The organism is Neobacillus niacini, assembly GCF_036961885.1.
Taxonomy (GTDB): domain Bacteria; phylum Bacillota; class Bacilli; order Bacillales; family Cytobacillaceae; genus Neobacillus; species Neobacillus niacini_H.
Genome location: NZ_JBALNQ010000037.1, coordinates 61,623 through 86,219 on the forward strand (window position 1 = coordinate 61,623; position 24,597 = coordinate 86,219).

At 36.6% G+C, this 24,597-nt stretch carries 31 protein-coding genes; 13 read left to right on the top strand and 18 right to left on the bottom strand.

Going from position 1 to position 24,597, the window contains the following annotated elements; all coding sequences use genetic code 11:
- Nucleotides 1–10: 10 nt before the first annotated feature.
- The gene (crcB, locus tag V7124_RS16405; protein ID WP_335491030.1) at nt 11–382 is read right to left on the bottom strand and encodes a fluoride efflux transporter CrcB; all 372 of its coding nucleotides are present in this window, start codon (nt 380–382) and stop codon (nt 11–13) included.
- A 154-nt stretch (nt 383–536) separates the two neighbouring features.
- Here crcB and V7124_RS16410 point away from each other — a divergent pair, with 154 nt between their 5' ends.
- From V7124_RS16410 to V7124_RS16420, 3 genes are all read left to right on the top strand, one after another.
- Entirely contained in the window at nt 537–758 is a 222-nt protein-coding gene (locus tag V7124_RS16410; RefSeq protein ID WP_335491033.1) for a spore coat protein, read from the top strand.
- A 141-nt stretch (nt 759–899) separates the two neighbouring features.
- Entirely contained in the window at nt 900–1,457 is a 558-nt protein-coding gene (locus V7124_RS16415) for a spore coat protein (protein WP_335491036.1), read from the top strand.
- Between the two features lie 25 nt (nt 1,458–1,482).
- Entirely contained in the window at nt 1,483–1,908 is a 426-nt protein-coding gene (locus tag V7124_RS16420) for a spore coat protein (RefSeq protein ID WP_335491039.1), read from the top strand.
- A gap of 53 nt (nt 1,909–1,961) precedes the next feature.
- Here V7124_RS16420 and V7124_RS16425 read toward each other — a convergent pair whose 3' ends face one another.
- Together V7124_RS16425 and V7124_RS16430 are read right to left on the bottom strand one after the other, a co-directional pair.
- Nucleotides 1,962–2,840, bottom strand: coding sequence for a proline iminopeptidase-family hydrolase (locus V7124_RS16425; RefSeq protein WP_335491042.1), 879 nt, complete (start codon nt 2,838–2,840; stop codon nt 1,962–1,964).
- Nucleotides 2,841–2,948: 108 nt separating this feature from the next.
- Entirely contained in the window at nt 2,949–3,671 is a 723-nt protein-coding gene (locus V7124_RS16430; RefSeq protein WP_335491045.1) for a TerC family protein, read from the bottom strand.
- A 285-nt stretch (nt 3,672–3,956) separates the two neighbouring features.
- Between V7124_RS16430 and V7124_RS16435 the strand changes: the two genes are divergently transcribed.
- Nucleotides 3,957–4,199: a glutaredoxin family protein gene (locus tag V7124_RS16435; protein WP_335491049.1), complete on the top strand. Its 243-nt coding sequence runs from the start codon at nt 3,957–3,959 to the stop codon at nt 4,197–4,199.
- 132 nt (nt 4,200–4,331) lie between these two features.
- The gene (locus V7124_RS16440; protein ID WP_335491053.1) at nt 4,332–4,802 is read left to right on the top strand and encodes a divergent PAP2 family protein; all 471 of its coding nucleotides are present in this window, start codon (nt 4,332–4,334) and stop codon (nt 4,800–4,802) included.
- Here the strand turns inward: V7124_RS16440 and V7124_RS16445 are convergent.
- On the bottom strand, nt 4,799–5,998 hold the full coding sequence (locus tag V7124_RS16445) for an MFS transporter (RefSeq protein ID WP_335491056.1): 1,200 nt from the start codon (nt 5,996–5,998) through the stop codon (nt 4,799–4,801). The two genes, V7124_RS16440 and V7124_RS16445, sit on opposite strands and share 4 nt — an antisense overlap.
- A 329-nt stretch (nt 5,999–6,327) precedes the next feature.
- Between V7124_RS16445 and V7124_RS16450 the strand changes: the two genes are divergently transcribed.
- Both V7124_RS16450 and V7124_RS16455 read left to right on the top strand, forming a co-directional pair.
- Entirely contained in the window at nt 6,328–7,035 is a 708-nt protein-coding gene (locus tag V7124_RS16450; protein ID WP_335491059.1) for a cell wall hydrolase, read from the top strand.
- A 169-nt stretch (nt 7,036–7,204) separates the two neighbouring features.
- On the top strand, nt 7,205–8,041 hold the full coding sequence (locus V7124_RS16455) for an RMD1 family protein (RefSeq protein WP_335491062.1): 837 nt from the start codon (nt 7,205–7,207) through the stop codon (nt 8,039–8,041).
- Nucleotides 8,042–8,086: 45 nt separating this feature from the next.
- On the opposite strand, the gene V7124_RS16460 is transcribed toward V7124_RS16455, so the two are convergent.
- From V7124_RS16460 to V7124_RS16480, 5 genes are all read right to left on the bottom strand, one after another.
- Nucleotides 8,087–8,509 carry a DUF1801 domain-containing protein gene (locus tag V7124_RS16460; protein ID WP_335416382.1) on the bottom strand — a complete coding sequence of 141 codons (423 nt, stop codon included), beginning with the start codon at nt 8,507–8,509 and terminating at the stop codon, nt 8,087–8,089.
- Between the two features lie 19 nt (nt 8,510–8,528).
- On the bottom strand, nt 8,529–9,017 hold the full coding sequence (locus V7124_RS16465; protein WP_335491068.1) for a GNAT family N-acetyltransferase: 489 nt from the start codon (nt 9,015–9,017) through the stop codon (nt 8,529–8,531).
- A gap of 298 nt (nt 9,018–9,315) precedes the next feature.
- Complete coding sequence (locus V7124_RS16470; RefSeq protein WP_335491071.1) at nt 9,316–9,456, bottom strand: sporulation histidine kinase inhibitor Sda; 141 nt, start codon at nt 9,454–9,456, stop codon at nt 9,316–9,318.
- A 262-nt stretch (nt 9,457–9,718) separates the two neighbouring features.
- Complete coding sequence (locus V7124_RS16475) at nt 9,719–10,453, bottom strand: TerC family protein (RefSeq protein WP_335491074.1); 735 nt, start codon at nt 10,451–10,453, stop codon at nt 9,719–9,721.
- Between the two features lie 293 nt (nt 10,454–10,746).
- Nucleotides 10,747–11,202, bottom strand: a complete 456-nt coding sequence (locus tag V7124_RS16480; RefSeq protein WP_335491077.1) for a GNAT family N-acetyltransferase — start codon at nt 11,200–11,202, stop codon at nt 10,747–10,749.
- A gap of 133 nt (nt 11,203–11,335) precedes the next feature.
- Between V7124_RS16480 and V7124_RS16485 the strand changes: the two genes are divergently transcribed.
- From V7124_RS16485 to V7124_RS16495, 3 genes are all read left to right on the top strand, one after another.
- Nucleotides 11,336–12,580: an aminopeptidase gene (locus V7124_RS16485; RefSeq protein ID WP_335491080.1), complete on the top strand. Its 1,245-nt coding sequence runs from the start codon at nt 11,336–11,338 to the stop codon at nt 12,578–12,580.
- Nucleotides 12,581–12,896: 316 nt separating this feature from the next.
- The gene (locus V7124_RS16490; protein ID WP_335491083.1) at nt 12,897–13,907 is read left to right on the top strand and encodes a 2-oxoacid:acceptor oxidoreductase family protein; all 1,011 of its coding nucleotides are present in this window, start codon (nt 12,897–12,899) and stop codon (nt 13,905–13,907) included.
- Nucleotides 13,908–13,927: 20 nt separating this feature from the next.
- Entirely contained in the window at nt 13,928–16,240 is a 2,313-nt protein-coding gene (locus V7124_RS16495; RefSeq protein WP_335491087.1) for a thiamine pyrophosphate-dependent enzyme, read from the top strand.
- Between the two features lie 262 nt (nt 16,241–16,502).
- Here the strand turns inward: V7124_RS16495 and V7124_RS16500 are convergent, their stop codons facing one another.
- The 4 genes from V7124_RS16500 to V7124_RS16515 form a co-directional block, all read right to left on the bottom strand.
- Nucleotides 16,503–16,979: a hypothetical protein gene (locus V7124_RS16500; RefSeq protein WP_335491091.1), complete on the bottom strand. Its 477-nt coding sequence runs from the start codon at nt 16,977–16,979 to the stop codon at nt 16,503–16,505.
- 104 nt (nt 16,980–17,083) lie between these two features.
- Nucleotides 17,084–17,836 carry a hypothetical protein gene (locus V7124_RS16505; RefSeq protein WP_335420453.1) on the bottom strand — a complete coding sequence of 251 codons (753 nt, stop codon included), beginning with the start codon at nt 17,834–17,836 and terminating at the stop codon, nt 17,084–17,086.
- Nucleotides 17,837–18,085: 249 nt separating this feature from the next.
- Nucleotides 18,086–18,637 (bottom strand): DUF6155 family protein, encoded by a 552-nt coding sequence (locus V7124_RS16510; RefSeq protein WP_335491095.1) that lies wholly within the window; start codon nt 18,635–18,637, stop codon nt 18,086–18,088.
- Between the two features lie 30 nt (nt 18,638–18,667).
- Nucleotides 18,668–19,552, bottom strand: coding sequence for an alpha/beta fold hydrolase (locus V7124_RS16515; protein WP_335491099.1), 885 nt, complete (start codon nt 19,550–19,552; stop codon nt 18,668–18,670).
- Nucleotides 19,553–19,697: 145 nt separating this feature from the next.
- On the opposite strand from V7124_RS16515, the gene V7124_RS16520 reads away from it, so the two are divergent.
- Nucleotides 19,698–20,033, top strand: a complete 336-nt coding sequence (locus V7124_RS16520) for a DUF2809 domain-containing protein (protein ID WP_335491102.1) — start codon at nt 19,698–19,700, stop codon at nt 20,031–20,033.
- A gap of 19 nt (nt 20,034–20,052) precedes the next feature.
- On the opposite strand, the gene V7124_RS16525 is transcribed toward V7124_RS16520, so the two are convergent.
- The 4 genes from V7124_RS16525 to V7124_RS16540 form a co-directional block, all read right to left on the bottom strand.
- Nucleotides 20,053–21,132, bottom strand: coding sequence for an NAD(P)H-dependent flavin oxidoreductase (locus V7124_RS16525; protein WP_335491106.1), 1,080 nt, complete (start codon nt 21,130–21,132; stop codon nt 20,053–20,055).
- Nucleotides 21,133–21,291: 159 nt separating this feature from the next.
- On the bottom strand, nt 21,292–21,534 hold the full coding sequence (locus V7124_RS16530; protein ID WP_335416674.1) for a hypothetical protein: 243 nt from the start codon (nt 21,532–21,534) through the stop codon (nt 21,292–21,294).
- Between the two features lie 174 nt (nt 21,535–21,708).
- A complete protein-coding gene (locus V7124_RS16535; RefSeq protein WP_335416672.1) occupies nt 21,709–21,858 on the bottom strand; it encodes a hypothetical protein in 150 nt (49 codons plus the stop codon).
- A gap of 187 nt (nt 21,859–22,045) precedes the next feature.
- A complete protein-coding gene (locus V7124_RS16540; protein ID WP_335491110.1) occupies nt 22,046–22,459 on the bottom strand; it encodes a RidA family protein in 414 nt (137 codons plus the stop codon).
- A 155-nt stretch (nt 22,460–22,614) separates the two neighbouring features.
- On the opposite strand from V7124_RS16540, the gene V7124_RS16545 reads away from it, so the two are divergent.
- Both V7124_RS16545 and V7124_RS16550 read left to right on the top strand, forming a co-directional pair.
- Complete coding sequence (locus V7124_RS16545; protein ID WP_335491114.1) at nt 22,615–23,373, top strand: DUF3891 family protein; 759 nt, start codon at nt 22,615–22,617, stop codon at nt 23,371–23,373.
- 150 nt (nt 23,374–23,523) lie between these two features.
- Nucleotides 23,524–23,976 (top strand): CBS domain-containing protein, encoded by a 453-nt coding sequence (locus V7124_RS16550; protein WP_335491117.1) that lies wholly within the window; start codon nt 23,524–23,526, stop codon nt 23,974–23,976.
- A gap of 80 nt (nt 23,977–24,056) precedes the next feature.
- Here V7124_RS16550 and V7124_RS16555 read toward each other — a convergent pair whose 3' ends face one another.
- Nucleotides 24,057–24,497, bottom strand: a complete 441-nt coding sequence (locus tag V7124_RS16555; protein WP_335491120.1) for a universal stress protein — start codon at nt 24,495–24,497, stop codon at nt 24,057–24,059.
- Nucleotides 24,498–24,597 lie beyond the last annotated feature (100 nt).

Sequence of the window (24,597 nt, forward strand, 5' to 3'; positions counted from 1 at the left end):
GTGGTCCCCCTTATCCTCGTTTAATTCGAGCAATTTTATATCCGATGTATGCAAGCAGCACTCCGAAAAAAATGCTTGCTACTATATATATAACCCCATAAACCGTAAGTCCATTATTAAATAATAAAACGGTCTCTACTGAAAAAGTAGAAAAAGTGGTAAATGAACCTATAAATCCAGTCCCAATGAATAAAGTGAATTCTGGTTTACTACTTTTTCTTAACGTTATAAAGGTGAGGAACCAGCTCAGTATAAAACAGCCGAAGAGATTAATCGATAGGGTGGCCAGAGGAAAACCACTATCTGTTTTAATCCATTCACCAAGAGTAAATCTTGATACTGCTCCCAAAAATCCTCCAAGCATGACAAATAATAATTTCACGAATTCAGCCTTCTTATCCTCAAATTAATTTTAATACCAAATTATAGCATGTTTTTATTATTTACCTTTATCTTTTGGACAAATTGTGCAGGAATATTTGTAACCATTTGCATATCCTGATAATGGATATTTCTATTAAAAGGAGCGATATGGTGTGAGTGATTCAAATCAAAACCCCTTATTCACAAGTAAACTACTTGATTTGCTTGTAAGTGATATTTTTAAAAAGAACGGTATCAATCTTGAACAAGGAAAGGAAAAGTTAACAGACGAACAAAAACATGCAATTAAAGAGTTAGTACAAGACCTTTCCAAGCAGGTAGATGCATTTGTCAAGAAAGATAACTCTACAAATAAAGCTGATAACGCAGAATAATACTTTCCCAAAGAACGTCTAGATTAGGCGTTCTTTTCATTTTTGGTAAAACAAGAAAAATCTGCAAATAACACAAACACAATATTGGACAACTCCATATATTATATTGAAATACAAACTATAACAAAGGAGTGTAAAAAAATGCCATCCAACAAAAAGGATAAACAAGGGAAGAAATACCGGAAGGATGAATCTTCAGATATGCATTTTGAGGACAAGCCATCCGTACAACAACCGTATGAGGAAGCACCGCAATTTGCTTATGTCCATCATGAGCCAGAAGTTTTCCATCCTGCTCCGGCACACCAATCGCATGGATCTCATGAAGCAGATGTATTTGAAAACGCAGACCAGGTTTCATTGATGGAACAAGAATCCGAGGAACTAATCTTCATTAAAGATTCCTGTAATATCTGTGTTCACACAACTGATACGCAAGCGGCAGTTTCTCTACAAATTGCCTTGCAACTTGCTATCGCACTCGTCATTAGAATAACTATTCTTGATTCTGACAAAGGTCAAAGTGTTGCACAAGATCTTCTTCAATACTTCGACTCAGAACAAAATAACTTCCAAAAAATTAGCATCGAAAATTCCAAAGATATTAACATCACAACTACTGATACGGACGTTTCAGTTAACATCCAGGCATTATTACAAGTTTTGCTGACTTTAGTTGCCAAAATTGATGTTTTATAAAAAATATAAAAAGAGGTGAAAAAACATGACAGAAAATAAATGGAAAGCATTAGACTCTTGCCATCCTAAAGGTAGTGAAGCAGACGTTATGCAAGAGGCAGATCAATTTGTTTCCAGCAAGCAACAATCCTACGAATGGATTATCATTAAAGATTCTGAAGGTGTAGACGTACAAACTACGGATACACAAGTAGCAGTCTCATTGCAAGCAGCAATCCAAGTAGCCATTGCAATTGTTATTAGCGTCACGATTGGTGATACTGACAAAGGAAATGCAGTGGTACAAGACTTAAAACAAATCTTTAAAAATAAGCAAAAAAATTCTCAAAAAACGATTATCCAAGGATCTAAACACATCAAAGTAACTACTACTGATACCCAAGTTGCCGTCAATATCCAGGCTCTTCTTCAAATTCTTGTTACAATCGTTGCTAAATTAGACGTTCTTTAATGCAAATAAAAAAATCCACCTTCACGGTGGATTTTTTTGATAGAAGCAAGGTTTTAATTGGAATCGATAGCTCTTAAAAAGTCTCCTGCTACTTGTAAAAACTCTTCACGTTCCTCAAAATATGCCATATGGGCACTGTTCTCATAAACATGTAAATTCCCATTGGGTACTAGTCTGCTAAAATATTCTGTTGATTCAGGTGTAGCTTCATCATAGCGTCCACATGTAAATAATGTAGGGCAGTTGATTTCGTTCAAACGAGCTGTGCAATCGAAAGATCTTAAATTACCCTTTACACTGAATTCAGATGGACCCCACATAATATTGTAAATCTCCGGGTTTCGATATCCGGCACCTTTTTGTAACCATTCAGGGTCTGGATCTTTTTCGACTCTACAAACAAAGCGTTTGTTAAACTCCTGAATGGCAGCTTTAAATTCCTCAGAATCGGTCATACCCGTTTCTTCACAGTGCTTGATGGTTTCCTGAATTTCTTTCGGAAGTGTTTTAAGATTCTCTATCTGGTCTTGTTCCCAAAGCGGAGCGCTTAGACACGGACTTGAAAAAATCACACTCTTTACACCTTTTGGTTTGGTTAAACAGTAAGCAGCTGCTAAGGTTGTTCCCCATGAATGTCCTAAAATATGGATTTCTTCTAAATTTAATGCATCCCTAATCTGAGCCAGTTCCTCAACAAATCGCTCAAGCTGCCATAAAGATGTATCCTTTGGACGATCTGATCTACCGCATCCTAATTGGTCGTATAATATAACGGGTCTCTCAGCTTCGAGTGCCTGTAAGCCTTCTAAAGAATAACTGGAAGATCCTGGTCCTCCATGCAAAATTATGACAGGTGTAGCTACTGAATTTTTATTAAATATTTGATACCAAACTCGTCCGCCTGTAACCTCTATGTATCCCTCTACATGCATAATTTATCCCCCCTGTAACACCAAAAATTGATCGAACAACTCTTTAAGTTTAACCTAATTCAGATAATTTGAACACTTGAAAAAGAGACCCCGATAGGTCTCTATGTTTTATTTGATAACCAATTTAGCCTTAAAAAAGTGTACCAAGAATGTTCCTAGGAAGATTCCAATGATAATACTAAAAAATATGACCTCATCCATCTGAAAACCAAAGGCTGCCGAAATCATTCGTAATCCAATAATACCGATTATGACAAATGCAGTAGTTTCAAACTCCGGTATTCTTTCAATTAACGCTAAGAAAAGTTGAGCAACTCCGCGCATCATTAAGATTCCTAAGATTCCGCCCAAAAAGAGCACCCACACTTGATTTGATACACCAAATGCTGCGATAACACTATCGATACTAAAAGCAATATCCATCAACTCTACGGTCAAAACAGTGCTCCAAAACCCTACCTTTTTAGTTTGAATATCCTCCTCCCCATCCTTTTTATTAACAAAGTGTTGAAGGACAAGCCATAGAAGATAGTGACCACCAACGATTTTAATCCAACCAATATTAATTAACGTTACACCTATTCCAATCGCAATTACCCGAAAAAGATAAGCTCCAATAATTCCATAGAATAGTGCTTTCTTTCGTTGTTCTTCCGGCAGATGCTTGACTAAAACAGCAAGTACTAACGCATTATCGGCCGATAGTAATCCTTCTAGAATGACCAAGGTACCAATTATTCCCCAACTAGCAGGATCTGTTAATACTTCCCCCAATGCGTCTAATGATAAAAATGACCCATAATTCGCAATGATTTCTTGTAAGAACTCCATCCCTATGTGCCAATCTCCTTTTCAATATTTTTACCACCAGCCTAAAGCTTGTCTCCTACTGTATATGTATGTCGATTAAATATAAATATGAGTCTTTACTACGTTTTATAGATACACAAAACACTGCCGATTCAGTGGTTTTTTAGTTTTAGCAACCAACTAGCAGTTGCTATCATTTTGCTATCAAATAGCTACATGTACGATTTGAAAATTACAGGCGTTAGAAGAGACTTTTTTTAGGGTAATGTATTATGATAACGGTAGTTAAATAAAGGAGGAATGTAAGTGCGAAAAGTGGTCATATATACCCAAGATAGCTGCGGTCCATGTACAGCTGAAAAACTATGGTTAAAAGCTAACGGAATTGATTTCGAGGAAAGAAATATCAGAGAAAATCCTAAATATCTAGATGAAATTGTTGAAATAGGTGCTTCAGCAACACCCGCAACCGTTATAGAGGACGAAAATGGGTCAGAGGTTGTATTTGGATTTAATCAAGAGCAATTAGAACAAATACTTGGAATTTAACACAAAAATACATAAAATGGTCATTTCACCTTTTCCCGAAGTGACCGTTTTTTCATATTCTTCAAATCACTTGGTTAAATATAAGATATTTTTGATATGATAAAAAAAACACATTTATTGAAGGAGGTCCTTATGTTTTTATCAGGTCCGATTTTGGCTGCTTTTTTAGGAATGTTGATTGCACAATTCGTTAAGGTCCCGATTCACTTTTTTGCGACAAGAGAAATAAGATGGGGTTTAATGTTTAGTACTGGCGGCATGCCAAGTTCACATACTGCGATGATTATCTCATTAACCACCATTATTGGTTTAATGACTGGATTTAAATCAAATGAGTTTGCCATCTGTGTGGTCATGTCAGCGATTGTCCTTCACGATGCAATGGGGGTCCGAAGGCATGCTGGATATCATGCAGAAATCTTAAACACGCTTTTAGTTGATTTTAACAGTCTGATTGAAACGTTAAAAGACCCCAATTTAAAGAAACCGGAGTCTAGAGAAAAATTAAAAGAATTATTAGGTCACCAACCGACTGAAGTATTTTTTGGAGCTATAACTGGAATTATTGTTGGTGTCATTACCTACTATTTGTATCTTTTTTAGATGTTTTTCGATTTTAACCCCTGATTTAACTGGTTTCCATTTAAATATGCAAAACCTGTACCAGCTAGGAGTAATATACCCGTTACAACAAATACGGTTCCAACAGGGAAAATGCCGCCTAAGATCCCACCAATGATTGGACCAATCATCCCACCTATTTGATTGGAGGTTTGGTGTAATCCAAATGCACGCCCGCGAAAATCTTTAGGTGTTGATCTTACAACTAGACCATTTAATGCCGGGAATACCGCACAGAAAAAAATTCCGAAAATAAACCTGGTTAGTGAAAACCCCCAAATATTACTGAAAATGATTTGAGCGATAGTTCCAATTCCGCCACCCATTAGTCCGATAAATAATACTTTTTGAAAACCGACTTTATCTGCCCATTTCCCCCACAATGGAGCAAAGATAACACTCGCGATTCCAGGAAGTGAGAAAACAATTCCTGCCAGTAATGATGCATGCTGTGTAGAACCGCCCAAATCCACTATATATAAAGGAAGTACTGGTTCAATCGTCATAATGGAAGCAGATGTCAAACTGGTTAAAGCCAGTACCATCATTAATGGACGGTTCGAGAGTGCGATACGAAAATCATTTCGAATCGACCCTTTCTCTTTGCTAGGTGAGAAATTTTCCTCGGTAACCCAAAATATTACAAGGAGAGTTGATACGAGCGAGAACACCCCTGCACTGCCAAAGGCCACTCGGTTCCCCACTAACGTTGCAATTCCCCCTCCTAGCAGCGGTCCAATTATTCCCCCAGAAGCAGACGCAGAGGAAATCATGGATAGTGCGTATCCTACTTTATTGCTTGGTGTATTCGTACCGACTAACGCAATTGCCCCTGGAATGAATCCACTTAATAATCCCTGCATAATCCGTAATCCTAGGAGCTGATAAGGATTTGTAACAAAAGCAGTTAATGTATAGACTAGAAAAAGAGCAAATCCTGCTCTAATTAACATTGGCTTTCTTCCATGTTTATCTGCCACTCTTCCCCAGAATGGTGAAGCAATCGCACCTGCAAAGAAAGCAGCACTAAACAATAATCCCGACCATACTTCCGTGTGTTCATGCACACCAATTTGAAGTAGGAAAATCGGCAAAAATGGGATAACCATGGAAAAGCTCGCTGAACAGAAAAACACTCCAATCCACAGCACCCATAAATTACGTTTCCAAATTAGCATGCTACTCCAACTCCAATATGTCTAATTAAAATTTGATATGGATATCGTACCACAACGCAAATATATTTTCCTTTCCGAAATATTAGATTATAGAAATAACTTTATTTTAACCTATTAGTTGACGTTCGCCCTATTTTTCCTATCCAATTAATCCCTTCATTTCATAAAATTTGGCTTAATTATGGCAAATCCATAGGAATTGTGTCACATTTACATCTAAGCTGTAATGTTGTTCATCAAATTATAAAGAAATGTAACTTCCTCGTTCTGTATAACACTTGGATAACCATGTTAGTGTTATAACATACAAAACACCAGGAGGTAGCCGCATGAAAAACACTTATTTTAAAAAAGTTACTGTAGCTTGTGTAGCTACATTTGCATTTATAGGATTACAAAATACAACCGTTGAGGCGATTACCGAATATCAGGTCGTAAAAGTTGATAGTCTTACTACCGTTGGACAACCTCAAGATTTAATCTTGAAAGAAGTTCAACAAGCCATTAATAGTTATGATGAGAGAAAAGAATACATTGCTTACAAACCGAACTCCAAATCACTAGAAATAGCAAAACAGGCAGAAGAAGAAACGCCTAGTTTAGATACTCAATCTGCTGATCCATCAATAGAAGCGCCAGAACAAGAAGTTGTTGCCCCAACACTTTCAATTTCAAATGAAGAGAAAGACTTACTTGCCAGATTAGTCGACGCAGAAGCAAAAGGAGAAACATTTGATGGGAAAGTTGCTGTTGCAACAGTGGTATTAAATCGGGTTGACTCACCTGAATTTCCAAATTCAATTTCGGGAGTTATCAACGAAGTTGTCGGTGGCACTTATGCCTTCTCCCCTGTTCAAAATGGTGAAATAAATAAGCCAGCTTCAAATGAAACGGTACAAGCTGTTGAAGAAGCTCTAACAAGACAAGATCGGTTAAATGATTCAATCTATTTTTATAATCCAGAAATTGCAACCGATAAATGGATTACAACACGTGAAGTTGTGAAGACAATTGGGAATCATGTTTTTGCAAAATAATGACAAAAGCCGCTTATGACGGCTTTTTTTTTATGTAATTTAAGGGGCAGGATGAGTATTTCTGGTTTCAAACAAACTTTTCATATTAATATTTTCCCATATCCTTCATTAAATTCAATGTACAGTTCATATACTAGTAAGGAAAGTAATCTTGAAAAGAGTGGTGAATATGAGAGATTTAACCTTTAAAGCCTTTGCGATTACCAACGAAATAGATTTGAACAAAATCGCCGTTCATTGTGGAATACCAAAGAAATTCACCTGGGAGGAACCCTTAATTATAAAAGGTGAAATATTAAGATCAATTCTCCAAAAAGATGTGGATGAAACCCAAATGGTACTTGTTTTTTCCTTCGGTAGCATTGTCTTCATTAATTCCTCTTCTCCACTTCAGATAACTGTTTTTTTGAACTACCTCCACTCCTTTGAGTCGGACATTGATGTCAAAAACGCAGGAAAATATAGTGATGATTATAGCCTTCATGTAAAAGAAACAGAAAGTATCGAGTTAACGGATGAATATGTGGTAGTACCTGAATATGAAAGTTACTACCCAGAATTGATTTCAACCGTATTAGCGAAATCGGTGGCATTAGAGAAAACTGAAGAACAGCTTGGACAAATTAATGATAAACTTGAAACGATGATTGACCGGCTGGAGAAAGGCAAGCTCCGAATTGGAAATAAGGAACTAGCAAGGACGACAGCAAAAATCATCCGTCATGAGTATAATACCCTTGCCTACATCATGATATTAGATAAGCCTGACATTACTTGGACAAGCAGTTCCGCCGGCGAATTTTATGACAGAATGCTGGAGTTTTTTGAGTTAAATGATCGTTATAAAATTTTGAAAAGCAAAACGGAAATACTTTATAACATCATGGATGGATTTTCAACCATCAGTCATTCGATTCGCGGCCTATTCGTTGAATGGATTATTGTAATCCTCATTTTATTTGAAATTGTATTGTCTCTTTTAGGAATATTTGATTTGCTCCCTTAACCTATATGTAATAAAGTCCCTTACTTAATAATAAGGGACTTTACACTAATTACTTGGATACATTTCGGTTAAAAAAGTGATAGATTCTTTAATCATTTCCTTTAAGACTTCTTCTTTGATATCGGCTACTTTATTGATATACACACATGCTTTTCCAGTTGTATGCTTACCAAATACCTTTAATAATTCTTCCCGCTTCTTGTCACCAGGTGCAAAATACAAGCTGATTTTTGCTTTTCTCGGGGAAAAACCAACTAGTGGTGCATCTCCTTCATGACCCGTTGCATATTTGTAATGATACGATCCAAAGCCAATAATACTTGGTCCCCACATCTTTGCCTCATATCCAGAGGTCTCTGTGAAGATATCTAAAAGTCGATAGGCATCTTCACGTTTTTTTGAATTATCTACCTGTTCGATAAACTCAATGACACTACTGTCCGTTTCCTTTGTTTTTAATTCGTACATCCATATCCCTCCCAAACAATTATGACAAACTTTTACTCATATTGTACCAAGTGACACCGGCATGTTCTGATTTAGATACTCCTCTATTACGATATCCTAAATTTTCATAGAACTGAATTAACTCTTCTTTACAAGTAAGTGTAATGCTCACACGTTTTTTTGAAATTGCTTCCTTTTCAAGGTGTGTTAGTAGCGCTGTTGCTACTCCTCGTGTTTGAAAATGAGGGGTCACTGCAACTCCTAAAACCGTTTGGTGTCCACCAAATTCCGGATTTTTCTTAATGTTTAAGAATAACTCATCGGTAATAAATGGATCTTCGATGACAGGTCCGTTGACTAACCCCACAATTACTCCTTCTTCTTCTGCTACAAAAAAACTATCTGGAATTAACTGAATCCGACGAATAAATGCCGTTTCTGTTGCAGCCTCTTCTATTGGAAAACATAGGTGTTCTATGATTACAAGATCAGGTAAATCACTCATCGTTACGTTACGTATTCTCAACATTACCAGCACTCCAATTGCTATTATTATAAAATCTGATCAGTCAAATCTTTATACTACTTCAAATAGTTTTCTTATTATATTAAATTATACAACTATTTCATGAGATAGAAAGCAAGAATTTCCAATTAACAAAAAGAAAAAAACTAGGCAAGCCCAGCTTTTTAAATGGTTCATCATTATTTATAATTCGAAAATTTTAACTAGAGTAATGAAAGGGTGAAAGAACAAAAACCATTCACTATTCATATTGCATTAAACTAAAGATGTTTATAAGAAGATTTATAGAATTTGTAAAAAGCTATGGTCGAATTACACCTTCTACTTTATCTATTATTAATCCTCTTCGACTAATTTCTTCTTCTAACAAAATGATAAAATCTGCTTCTAACTTAAGCCTTACTGCACTAAAATATGTGTCTATTAAAACTTTGTTACTCATGCTTGAAAACATATCCTACTCCTCAAAGCGAATGGCTTTTGAGTCCCTTCACCTACTTCCATTATATTTTTTTACAATTCAATAAACCATGCTAATTAATTCCAAGTTATTAGAAAAAATAGACAATAAATACCTGCCTGATGACATAAATTGAGCAAATAAAACAACCATATCCCCCTTATAAGGGAATATGGATGTATGGATTTTCTAGCTGAAGTTCAATTGCTTCAGTAGTCTACTTTTGTATGTTTTACTTAAGCTGTTATTTCTGTTTTTTCTTCCCTGAAAGGAACCATCCACCTAATGCGATAAGAAGCATAACTGACCAGAAGATGGTATTCCAAATCGGACCTTCAACAAAATCATGAGGAATGATATGTAAAGCGGGGTGTGCTAGAGTATGCATCAATAACTTAACCCCAACCCAACCAACAAGTAACATAGCAGCCGTTTCTAGACTAGGGCGTTCAGTTAATACTTTTACAAAGAACCCTGCTGCAAATCGAATAACGATTAACCCTGCAATCGCTCCTATTATGATGACAATAAATTGTGCGCCATCCATACCACCTATATCACCCATTGGCGTACCAGGCAAGGCAATGACAAGTGCAACAGCTGCTAAAATGGAGTCAACCGCGAAAGCAATATCGGCTAAGGCGATTTGTGCAACTGTCGCTCGATAGCTTTTCCCTGGCTTCTCTTTTCCGCCATGATCCTTTTTCAATAAATGTTTTAATGCGATGAAAATAAGGTACGCAGCCCCAATTGCTTGAATCCACCATACATGGAACAAAAACGAAATAATAAAGATTGCACCAATTCGAAAGATAAAAGCCATTAACAAACCAATATTGATTGCTTTTTTTTGCTGTTCTTCTGGTAAATGCTTCGCCATTATGGCCAGGACTAACGCATTATCAGCAGATAATAAACCCTCTAAAAGGATTAAAATAAGTAATACCCACCCATATTCTAATAATAAAGAAAGTTCCATTTTACCCTCCTTTGTATGATTACATCACTTCATTAGTATAAATCAGGTTTATACTTCCTTAATAGTGTTATTGCAATTTTTTGATAAAAATTTCCATTTCAAACACACTTCTATTATTAATATTATTATTTACTTAAAGAACTGGAATTAAACTTTTTTAATAAGAAGGGATCTGCATGGACCGAAATTTAAAATTTAATTTGGCGCGGTAATACCAGCATAAATATAATCAATCGAATGGTTAAAAATAAAAAGAGCAGGTTTTTTACCTGCTCAATTTTATGATGGAATGATCATAGTAAACTAGTATCTTTTTCGTATATTTTGATATCTCCCCCGCCTAATCCATATGATACCCCGATATTTCTCCACCCATATTTCTCATAATACCCCTCGAGATCTGAATTGAGATATAGTGTTTTATAGCCTTTTCTCGCAGCCTCCTCTAGACCATGTTGGAGCAGCTTTGAACCTATTTCTTTCCCCCTATATTCTTCCTTCACGTACAAGCAAGCAAGCCACGGGTATAAATCCTGGCGACTATTAATGTCATTTCTCAATAAAGCATATGTACCGATGATCTGCCCCTCTTCTATTGCAACATAGAACTTTGGAAGTTTTCCAGAAGTAGAATGGATTATACAATCTTCGTAAAAACTATAATTATCTTCGCTCCCCCATTCTTGCCAAAAAACTTGAATGGCTTTTTCAAAAAGTTCATCCCTATTCCTTAATTCGATAATTTCCATTTAAAATACCCCCAATTTAATTACTTATTCATTATACAAAACAGTTTTCTACATTTGAATAAAAGTTTCATTTCTGAATTTTTTAATTAACTATGGTACTATAGTTTTGCAAATAATTTTTTGGAGGTAAATCATGGTATTACCAAACTTTGAAGAAAATTTACAAAAATACGCAAGACTGTTAGTGGCAAAGGGTATCAATGTTCAACCTGGTGATTGGGTAAAGATGACCATTACAGTTGATCAAGCCCCTCTAGCTCGTTTAGTAACGCAAGAAGCTTATGCATTAGGTGCTGAAAAAGTAATTGTAAAATGGGCAGATGACGAAATTACCAAACTAAATTACATACATCAACCTTTAGAAGTCTTGACCAACATCGCTGAATACGAAATTCAAGAATCCGAAGATCATGTGTTAAATCATCATGTAAGTCGTCTATCAATTGTTTCCAGTGACCCTGGCTTACTAAATGAAGTCGACCCTGCAAAAATTGCAGCTTTTCAAAACAAAGCTGGAAAAGCTTTCAGTGCCCAACGGATTGCAACGCAAAATAACGATTTAAAATGGACTGTTGCGGCTGCTGCTGGTGCTGATTGGGCGGCAAAAGTCTTCCCAGATTTGAAAACTTCCGAAGAACAAGTCGATGCGCTATGGGATCAGATTTTTAAAACGTGTCGTGTGTATGCAGATGACCCTGTTGCTGCTTGGGACGAACATAAAAAAACATTAAATGATAAAGCAGCCTTCTTAAATGAAATTCAATTTGATGCATTGCATTATACCGCACCTGGTACGGATTTAACGTTAGGCTTACCAAAAAACCATTTATGGTGTAGTGCAGAAGGTGAAAATCCAAAAGGCGAAGAATTTATTGCCAACATGCCTACTGAAGAAGTCTATACTGCTCCCGACACTCATCGTATGGACGGTGTGGTACGCAGCACAAAGCCACTAAGCTATGCTGGTACATTAATTGAAGGCATTGAGGTGCACTTTAAGGATGGGAAAATCGTGGATATTTCAGCTGAAAAAGGTGATGAAACAATTAAGAAGTTGGTTTTTGACAACGAAGGTGGAACTGGATTGGGTGAAATAGCATTAGTACCAGATCCATCCCCTATTTCTCAATCTGGTATAACCTTCTTTACAACTCTTTATGACGAGAATGCTTCTAATCACTTAGCAATCGGAGCAGCTTATCCAACCACGATTCAAGGTGGAACAAAAATGAGTCAAGAAGAATTATTGAAAAATGGCATGAATACTTCAATTGTTCATGTTGACTTCATGATTGGTTCTGACAAGATGGATATTGATGGCATCAAACAAGATGGTACAATTGTTCCTATCTTCCGTAATGGAGATTGGGCCATATAATTCACACAAAAAGTCCAGGAAATTCTATTTCTTGGACTTTTTTATGTTGAGTTAGTGCTAGGTGACCTAGATATCTGGTTCTAATCATTACATGTTATATAACAATACATCAGCTGTACTATATCACAAGAAAACAATTAATGAACTAGATTTATTCGTTAATCCCAATAACTACAGCAATAAATAGGTGCCTCCCTTTTAACAAAATATTCTGTTGTATTTGTTTTAGCATACTGTTACAATAAAATCATCATAATTTATAGAATATTTATAATATTCTACGTTAATCTCCGTATTAAAGATAGGAGGAATACCTTTGTCAAAATTGCCGAAAACAAATGAATCTGGTTTTTTTGAAATCCGTCTTGAATCAATTGGTGGGTTAGGAGCTAACTTGGCGGGAAAATTGCTTTCCGAGGACGGTGTTGTCGGAAACGGTCTCAATGGAATCGGTTTTTCATCCTACGGATCAGAGAAAAAAGGATCGCCAGTCAAAGCACATATTCGTTTCTGCGACCCAGAGACAAACATTCGTGACACCACACCTATAGAGCGTCCTCATGTTGTCGGTATTTTTCATGATGCCCTTTTTAAAACAATCGATTGCACCAGCGGAATTTATCCCGATAGCACCATCTTAGTAAACTCACAAAAATCCCCAGATGAATTGAAAAATCAAATGAAGATTCCTAGCGGCACCATTGCCATTGTGGATGCTACTGGTATTGCTCTAGAAGAACAAACAAAAGCGAACACCGCGATGCTGGGAGCCCTTTATCGGATCATGGACTTCTTAGACGCAGAGTCAATGAAACAAACGATTCGCCGTACGTTTGAAAAAAAATATCCTCATCTTGTTGAACCCAACCTTCGTACCTTTGATCGTGGTTTTAATGAAGTCGAATTTAAAACCTATGTGGTTGAAGACGGTGTTGAGGAAAAACCTTTTAGGAGAGCAGAACCTCTTTTAGGCTATGAAACTCAGGCTATTGGCGGGATGATTACCAATCCAGGAAACAGCATGTTAAAGGATTTAAGTATTTCACGTGCAGGAATGCTCCCCCATTTTCATGAGGAGAAATGCATCAATTGCGCCGCTTGTGATACCGCTTGCCCAGACTTCTGTTTTGTTTGGGAAGAAAAAGCAGACAAAAAGGGTCGTCCGCAAATGTTCCTTAGTGGGATTGACTATCAGTATTGTAAAGGCTGTTTAAAATGTGTAACCGCCTGTCCAGTGGAAGCGCTATCAGGAGAAAGAGAATATAATGATGGCTATGCAGACAAAAATCGAGTACCACATATATTTGATTTAGCCATTCAAAACTAAGGAAAGGACGGGATTTGCAGATGTCTATCGATTTAAACCAAGAAAAACTTACACCCGAAAAAGGTACTGTTGAGCAAAGTTTTGTATTTGAATCAGGCAATGAAATGGCTGCTTATGCTGCGCATCAAATTAATTATCATGTCATGGGGTACTTCCCTATTTCTCCTTCCACAGAAGTCGCTCAATTCCTCGATGGCATGAAGGCTCGAGGAGAACATGATATCGTGTTGATTCCTGCAGACGGTGAACATGGTTCAGCAGGGATATGTTACGGTGCTTCTACTGGCGGCGGACGAGTTTTTAACGCAACCAGCGCGAACGGTTTTCTCTACATGCTGGAACAACTCCCTGTTCAATCAGGAACCCGCTTTCCCATGGTTTTGAATTTAGTAAACCGCTCTGTTTCAGGACCATTAAATATTCATGGCGATCATTCGGATTTATATTTTGCTTTAAATACTGGCTGGCCCATTTTAATGGCCCGTGATCCACAAATCGTCTATGATATGAACATTCTTGCTCTTAAACTAGCAGAAGATCCAGAAGTCAGACTGCCCGTAATTGTATCATTTGATGGGTATTTCACCTCCCATCAAAAACGGCGCGTGCAGGTAATAAAAAATCGAAGTGATGTTCAAAAATTTATTGGGGAGCTTCCTAGGAACTTTCCTCATGCATTAGATCGTGAAAATCCGGTTACAATTGGTCCTTATATGAATGAACCAGATTATATTAATAATTGTTACCAACAATCAGAAGCCATGTATAAGGCAGAAGCGGTTTTCGAAAGAATATCGAAGGAATATGCAGCCTTAACAGGGCGTGAATATCCGATTCTTGATTTATATCGTATGGAAGATGCAGAGATTGCTGTATTTATGTTGAATTCAGCTGCCGAAGTTTGTAAAGACGTAGCGGACAAACTCCGTCTAAAAGGGATTAAGGCTGGGGTTATCTCACCAAACATGATCCGCCCTTTTCCACAAAAACAATTAGCGGAAGCTTTGAAAAATATTAAAGCGGTTACCGTCGGAGACCGTGCGGATTCCTATGGAGCTCGTGGCGGAAATATGGCCCTTGAATTAAGAGCAGCCTTGCAAACAGTTGGGAATGCCCATACCAAGGTCATTAACCGAATTTACGGATTGGGCGGCAAAGATTTTTATGCGGATGACGCGGAGCAATTTTTCCAATTATCTCTTGATGCTGTGGAAAAAGGAATTGCGGAAAAGCAATTTGATTACTTTGGACACAATCCAGGTAAACCAGAATTTGCTCCAAAGCGTGTATTAAATCCAATGAAAAAAGAAGATTTAAATACTGGTCTAATTACTGTAACACCGGATGAAAAAACCGGTGAACTAAAGGTGAAAATTCCACCAATGCGCAGTTTAACGAAAAAACCAAAACGCCTTGCTTCAGGTCACGGTGCCTGTCCAGGATGCGGTATTTTCTCTGGACTGGAATTGTTTTTTAAAGGAATTGAAGGAGATATTGTCGCATTATTTCATACCGGCTGTGCTATGGTCGTAACCACTGGATTCCCTTACAGTTCCCACAAAGCTACCTATATTCACAACCTTTTTCAAAATGGATCAGCTACCCTTTCTGGACTTGTGGAGATGTTTCATGAAAGAAAAAGACGTGGTGAATTGAAAGAGCTTGGGCTCAGCGATGAGTTTACTTTCGTGATGGTAACAGGTGACGGTGGCATGGATATCGGCATGGGTCCTGCGATTGGTACAGCTTTACGTAACCATAAAATGATTATCCTTGAGTATGATAATGAAGGTTACATGAATACAGGCAGCCAGTTATCCTACTCCACACCGATGGGCCATATGACAAGCACATCTAATATTGGAGGCTTCCAAAACGGCAAGCCATTCCACCATAAGGATACTGCTCAAATTATGGCCGCTACCCATATTCCTTATGTCTTTACTGGAACGGAAGCCTTTGATCGGGACCTATTGAAGAAAGCCGCAAAAGCTCAGTGGTATGCAAATAATGAAGGCTTGGTTTACGGAAAAATTTTAATTACCTGTCCGTTGAACTGGAAATCCAAGGACGAATTAGGTCAGACGATTGTTGAAGCAGCTGTCAATTCCTGCTTCTTCCCTCTCTATGAAGTAGAACACGGGGTCACGACTCTTACGTACAATCCGGAGAGTAAAAATAAACGCTTAGAAGTTTCAGAATGGTTGAAGTTGATGGGTAAATCGAAGCATTTGCTTAATGAGAATAGCAAAGACATGCTCGCGATGTTTGATAAAGAGGTTGACCGCCGTTGGAATATGTTGAAGGCGAAGCATGAAAGTCCGTATCTATAACATAAAATCCCAAGTGATGGCAAATCACTTGGGATTTTTACGTTATAATAATGGCTGATTTTTTATGAGACCCGTTTTCTCTGTTGCCAGTTGAATTTGGGCCTCATGAACTCTTTATGAGGCCTGTTTTCTCTGGTAACCGTTGAGTTTGGACTTCATGAACGCTTCATGAGGTCCATTTTTTTGAGATTCTTTGGTTTTTGGGCTTCATAAATTATTAATATTACTCGATTTTACTAGAAATCTGGCGCTTGCTTTCTTGCTAATTGTTTGATTGTTCTAGCTTATTTACTCTTCTTTTCAGGTCTACGCCTTCCTTAAATACAAGTTCAATATCAGTATTAAAATCTCTTTCAATGGATCGGATATCTTTCCGGATATGTGTGAAATTTTCCGTCATTAGGGTTGTTGTATGTTTAATCGTTTCCTTGATTTCTTTATATCCCTCTTCCATTCGGCTGGATATTTCACTCTGCCCTTTTTCCACATTTTCCATGCGACTTGACAATTCTTTTTGACCTTTAGTTAATTCAATCTGTCCCTTTTCCACATTTTCCATGCGACTCGATAATTCTTTTTGACCTTTTGTTAATTCAATCTGTCCTTTTTCCACGTTTTCCATACGATTGGATAATTCTTTTTGACCCTTTGTTAATTCTATTTGTCCATTTTCTATATTCCCTAACCGACCATCGGATTTTTGCAATATATATAGAATTTCATTTATAGCTTCTTTCATTTTATTTGCCTCCGATTTTAAATTATTTTAACCTTAACGCTATTCATTAGGATTGTAAATCTGAACGAAACTATAATTTAGTTTGAATTATGATGAGTAGGTAATTAGGAGTTAATATTATGAAGTAGTTTTTCCTGTTGCTCTAAGAAAACCAGTCTTTCTATTTGCAACATTGCGGATAGTACGTGGATAAATGCGTCATGCATAGAAGAAGTATTTAAATGTTGATCATAGTAGTGGTGAATGCACATAGCAATATCTTTCCTAGCCTCGTAATCGAAATGATAAAAGTCGATAATTGGGGTAAATAATCCATCACCTAATGGGAGCAATGTTCCCATGACGATTTCACCTTGCCTAGGTGCAATAGCAAGCGGATCTAGAATGGTTACATTGAGAGGTTTTTCATCCAAAATATCCATTACAACAAGGTTGTAATCATTAAATTTATACCCAACAAAATAGAATTTAGAAATTGATTTCTTGCATTCTCTGAGCCATGAAATAAGAATGGGTGTTTTGCTTAGCTTAGAATAATGATCAGCAATGTAATCCTCAATAAAACTATTTCTAAAATCCTGACTGCTTTCATAAAAAATCTTCCACCAAAATAGGTTTTTCACTAAGCCATACTGTTTTTCTTCCTTAGGATCATGATCTTTTACATATTCCTTTAATATCGGTAGGTATTCAAGATAGCAGCACTCCCAAGTATACTTCATAAAATCAAGCATAACCTCGTTCAGCATAACCTCCCTTAATTCATCAGAAACAGGTAAATCATTCCGAAATTTTTTGGCATTCTTTTCCGACTGTGCAAAGGGTACCACCTTTTCAATTGTCACTTTCCTTGCCATAAATACACCTTCCTTTCATAACTGCTTATAATTATTTCGACATAGTATTACATAATCCTCTTTATTTCTATTTTATTTTTAAGGTATAAACGTACTAACTTTATTTTACATCACGAATATCCCTTCATCTCTTAATATCGGGAACAATCCTTAATAAAATAAGGCAACCAAGATCGTCGCCTATTTTACCTACTATATTTCTTTCCAAATTGTAAATAAAACTACATGTTAAAAGTAACTAATATACCTTCAATACTCTTCATCTTCTTCATCAATAACCCATTCAATTGCGTAGTATGAATCTACTAAAGCTTCTTGAAAACCCCAGCCTTCAGGTGCCTTGGATATTACATTTTCTAGTCTTTTTGAAAACTCTTTATATAGATCCTCATCCCGGTCACATTCCACGGCTACTTGATCAAACATTTTGATCATACTGGAGTAAAAACCTTCAGAAATATCACCATAAGCACATGTATATTCAACACCTTGTTCAACATAAAAAAGCATTAAATCCACTGTACGTTTTTCATCATTTGTTACCTTTTTAAAAGCAGTAATCTCTTTTTTGGCTTCAGCTAATCGAAGTTTACCGTGTCCCCGATCTGGAAAAAACTCATTTTCTATTTTTTTCCGTGCCTGATTAAAAAGAACCTCAATCGCTTCGTCCCCAAGAAATTTACTAGACAAGAAGTTTTGAACCTCTTTATTGGTCTTGAACATCTCTAAGACTAAATCTATTAATTCTTTTTGTTCAAATTGTTTTAAATGTTTTTTTAACTCTGTTATTTTAATTTTCATAATAACCCTCCACTGTTCCACTTTTTCCTTTTAAGATTCTAAAAAGTCGATGACGGTTCTAACAAATTGATTAGTCTCTTCCAAATCAGGAAAATGGGCACTCCTATTAAATAATACCCAATTATTGTTAGGAATCTCCCTAGCAAAAATTTTTGAAACAGGTATTCCAGTATTCCGATCAAATACACCTGTAATGATTAAAGTCCGTTGCTGAATATACTTAAGTCTATCAACTAATGGTTTTTCAACAGGAATTTTTTGAAGAGCTTTATACATTAGTCCAGTGTTAACCAAATTACTTTCTTCCCACAATTTCCTATTCATTTTTGCATTTTCTTGATTTTCAAATAATAATAAATCAACTGTTTCAGTATCAACCAAGCTCCAAACTTTATTATAAATTTCATCAATAGATAGAGCTTCCTTTTGGATTTTCTGAATTTCATTATAAAGTTCATTATTAACCACTGACATAAAACCTGTTATCTGCACCATTTTATTTATTTCTGAATTCATTAAGCTAGGAGCAGAAAGAACAATGGAATGGATAACTTCTGGAAGTGCATCTGAAATCTCTAGCGCTAATTCTCCACCGAAAGAAAACCCTAATAGATCTACTTTTTCTGCCCCTAACCAATTCTTTATTTCTTTGAAATCCTCAATAAGAAATTTTATTGAATAATCCTGATCAGAACTTGGCTTTTCTGTTCGACCACTTCCACGTTGTTCATAATAGACTATGGTTCTTTTAACAGCAAGCAACGGACCAACTGTTCGTTCAAATGTATAAAGGTTTCCACCGGGACCACCGTGAATAATAACTAATGGCACTGTTTCATTTTCACTGCCATCAATTTTCACCCAATGATTAATTCCGTTTATTTCGATCCTATATTCCCCATCAGTCATTAACATTAGAACCTCATTTTCTATGTATTTTTCTTTTTATATAATTGCCCTCTTGCTATTAAGAAGGATTATAATAGAATTTAAGAATATTAATTATAAAAAAAGAGTGATAAAGATGATTTCCTATAACAAGCAGAGAATAACGTACCTAATGTCTGTTATAATCACCATTTTATTGGGTTTAGCCTCCAGGAAATTCAGCCATCTATTAAGTGAATTTGTGGCCGAGAATGCTGGGGATGTCATCTGGGCTATGATGGTTTATTTCGGCTTTCGTTTCCTTTTTGTGCAAAAGCGATTATTTATAGCGATTTTGCTCAGTTTTTTGTTCAGTTTTGGTGTCGAATTCAGTCAGCTTTATCAGGCTGACTGGATTAATCAGCTTCGAGGAACAGTAGTTGGCGCATTGGTTCTAGGAAAAGGCTTCCTTACCGTAGATCTTTTTAGGTATACAACAGGTATTGTCCTTGCCGCTGCTATGGATTAGGTCACACATAGGTTTTTTTTTAGAATAATACCTTTAATTTTTTCGCTTCATCTATTATATTTTTCATTAAGGTTTCTACCGTTTGGTTTTTAGCCAATCTTGGACTTTGACCGGACCATAGTGACATATAGTCTTGATTATTTTGTAGCGTAGATGCTTTTCGAATTGGCTGAGTGAGTGTATTTTGAATTGGGAAATCTGGTAAACTATTTTCATGCTTCTGCATTTCTAAAATATATTTATTCTTAATACCTCTTGCCCATTTGCCAGAAAACGCTCTAGTTAAAACAATCTGGTCTTCTTTAGCTTGAAGAATGGCTTCTTTGTATACCTTTGGTGCTCCGCTTTCAATACAAGTTAAGAAAGCAGTACCCATTTGTACACCCTTAGCACCTAGACAAAGAGAAGCCATTAAACCTCGCCCATCCATTATTCCCCCTGCAGCGATAACAGGAATGCTCACATGGTCAACAACCTGGGGAATAAGTGACATTAAACCAATTAAGCTTTCCTGATGTCCATGTATAAAGTTTCCACGGTGTCCTCCCGCTTCACTACCTTGGACCACAACAATATCCATTCCTTTGGTTTCATTTTCAATCGCTTCTTCAACCGTTGTCGCGGTTCCCATTAGAATAATATTCCGTTGTTTTAACTCAGTAATCACTTCCTTTGCAGGAATACCAAAGGTAAAGGTACAAACTGGAACCCCCTCTTCTATTACAACTTTAATTTGCTCATTAAAGGTCTCTACTATTTTTTTAGCGTTTGGAATCTCCAGCGTATCTTTTTTATGTAATTTTAGGTGCTCTTTATAAGGCTGCAAAAGCTGGTCAGCAGAATTGATTTCTTCTTCTGTAAAAGTAAACTCACTAGGCACAAATAGATTTATACCAAAATAGTGGGGTGTTAACTTCTTTATTTCCCTGATTTGTTCACGTATTTGACCAGGAGACATATATCCTGCCCCAATCATCCCAAGTCCCCCTGCATTTGAAACCCCGGCAACTAATTTCGAAGTGGTTACCCCGCCTGCCATAGGAGCTTGTATTATAGGATATTTAATTTCTAACAGATTTGTAACTTCATTACTTAACATACTATCACCTCAATACTTATATTTGATGGAATCACTATCGGTTCAGTTACTCCGTGTATCCCTTTCTTTATATATTTAGATTAGTCCATTGAACATATATTTACAATTATAGTTATTTTTTTAAAAATAAAAAATGGCTGCCAGCGGCAACCAAATTCGTTAAGCGTATTTAATTCCTGCAGCCTTGATATTGTTGATATCACTGGAACTACATGGTGTAACAGCATACGTCATTTCACATTTAGGGCAATTCATAATAACGGTTTCCAGAGTAAAAGTTTCTCCACACTCGCAGTTAATCTCGTGTGCAACGGCTGGTGCAAAGTTTTCTTTTCCCTTACCTTTAACATGATCAACGATATCTCTTCCATCTTTTACATGCGACGAACATCCACAACTCATACTAAACCCTCCAAGAAGTTATATTTATTAAACTAGTACATTTAGAATAGCATAGAAGTAATCGGATTGATGTGGCAAAAAAGGTACACATTTCTATTTGGTAAGTTCCTTCCCTTTGAAAATAAAAAAGAAGACTTCACGTGGAGGAAGTCTTCTTGAAAAATTTTTAATAGATTAGTGGACTCGAATGATTTCATATATATCTTCATCATGATGAACCCTTGTATGCTTGGATTCAATTCTTTCAAACTCTTCAATCTCATCACTAAAAACGGACTCGCCTAACCACCAGTTTTTGAATTCAAGAAAAAGTTCTGTTAGCATCTTGATTCCTCCAGTTAGTATAATTGGAATTCCTTATATCCTTATTATACATGTGAATCCTCTCACATAAAAGCGTTTACACAAAAGGCGGAATAGGAAAATAATAGTGAATAGTTAGACAATGAAGCGTTCAGATTTTTACAAAAAGCGAAACGAGGGAACTCTTCTCGAGTCCCCTTTTTACCTTCTACTCTATTGATTTATTTACCGCCGCTACCGCTTCGATTTCCACCAGTTGATTTTTATATCCTAATACCGTCACTCCAGATAAAGTGCTAGGAACATCGTAATCACCAAATTCTTCTCGTATTGCTTCCCATGCGATTACCAAATCAGACTGATTTTGAGTAGCTACAAGAATTCTTGTATATGCGATATCTTCTAATGTGGCACCGCATTCTTTTAAAGCCGCTTTCAAATTTTCCACACACAGCTTTGCTTGTAACTCGACATTTCTTGATTCAGGGACGATTCCCTCTTTTGTCAGTGGGCAGGCTCCAGCTAAAAATAGTAAATCCATTTCAGCAGGAATGCGACTAGCATAAGCATAATCAACTTGAGCTAAATGGTTTGAATGAATGAGTGATATTTTTCTGTTCATAGGTATACCATCCTCTTATTTATATTATTCTATTTCGAGCTTATCACTAATTTCCCTTCCTATATACCAGTTTACTTTTAAATAGTTTTTTTATTTCTCAATAGGAAATAATAAAGGAAAAGGATTAATTAGTTTACAAAGAAAGGATTACAAAAATGATTATACTAGAACGGGAACTAAGCTATATGATGGTGAAACAGAATGATCATGCAAACATCGCTGGGGAAATCGCCAAAAACTGTAAAAACGATTATTTTTCCGATGGAAGCCGCATTGAAGAAGTGCTGCTAGCCATCAAAGAGCATGACCGGGGCTGGATCGCTCTAGATTCGTCCCCAGTCTGGAATGATAAAAGTGAAAAGCCATACTCTTTCATCGATTATCCGTTAGCACTCAAAATACCTTTTTATAAAAAAGGATTAGATGAAGTCGAAATCATGAGCAAGTACGCTTGTTTGTTAGGCAGTTCGCATTATACCTCCTTCATCCAGGATCCCAGCGATCCGGCTGTCAGAGAATTTTGGGAAGAAGAAAAGCAAAGACAAAAGCAGCTTAAAATGGATTTGCAAATAGTAGAAAAAACGGAAGAAACCCTGATGTACCACTTAGATTTGTTGAAATTTTGTGATTATCTTTCCCTTTATATTTGTTTAAATGAGCCTGGAGATAATAACAGGATACACCCCTTTTTCCGTAATGGATTTCCGCAATTGTTTGCATTTGTTACCGACAAACCCATCGTTGCTCATTGGTTGTATACAGAAACTGTTTCACTATCCTTCTCCCCTTTTGAACAAAAATTCGAGGTAAACCTGCCCTATAAGGAAGTATTCAAAGATAAAATTGAGGAACATGGCATCTTACAAGCCTATAAAGATACCACTAATTCTTTTCGCAAGATCACTTTTTATTAGGATAATTGGGCAGACGTTCTTTTAAATATCATGTAAGGATTGAAAAAATCACTTTTTAGACACATTTTTCAAATTACGATGTAAGTTGAATGTATGTTAAAATATCAATAACACAATGAATACGTTTACACCATGGAGAGCGAGGGATTTATGATGAAAGTAAGGGACTTCATGATTACAAAAGTGTTTACGATAAAACCTTCAAATACGGTTAAAGAGTTGTTACACATACTAAATTCAAATCGAATTGGCGGCGTACCCGTGGTTGATGATAAAGACCATTTAGTAGGTATCGTATCCGATGGAGACGTTCTTCGCTACCTATCTCCAAAACCCTTGGGCGTAGCTGGCCTCGTGTATATCATGGAGGATGGGAAATTTGAGGATGTATTACTAGCAAAACTGGATACACCTGTTAAAGAAATTATGACCAAAAGAAACATCCTTTTCGTTTCACCGGATGAAGAGTTTGAAGATACCATTCGTTTATTATCACGGCATCATTACAAAAAACTCCCAGTGGTCAATGGTGCTGGTCGTGTCGTAGGTGTTCTGAGCCGGGGAGACATTATTCATAATCTTTCGAGAAAAATCATTTCATGAAATAAATAAATAGAAACAACCTTTGTAAAAATTCACTTTTACAAAGGTTGTTTTTAAAAGTCACTTTCACATTAAACCAATCATTCGGGTGTTCGAATGACTAGAACATCACATTTAGCTGAACGTACGATTGCGTCTGCAACAGAACCAGTCATGAAAAACCGCTCCACAGCATTTAGCCCTGTACCACCACAAATAATTAAGTCAGCCTGTGCAGAATTAGCAATCTCTCTTGTGATCATGGTTTTGGCAGAACCGTACTCGATCACTACGTTAACATTCGTTAAACCTTCTGCCTCCGCTTGTACTTTGTAGCCATTTACAAGTTCTTCTGCTAACTGCTGTGCACGCTCCAAAAATGAGCGACCATAAGCTTCGAATGTGCGCGTGTCGATTACATTTACGATATTTAAGGCCGAACCTGCGTTACGTTTTGCAACATCGATTGATTTACGAAAAGCATATTCAGCTTCTTTTGAGCCATCAACTGCTACGAGAATACTTTTATAATGATTTGCCATTTTGTAAATATCTCCTTTTCGAACATGTAAGATGTTCTGTGCTTTTAAAAATATGGCTGTGTTAACTAGGCTGTTAATTTACGCTACAGGGGCTACGCTT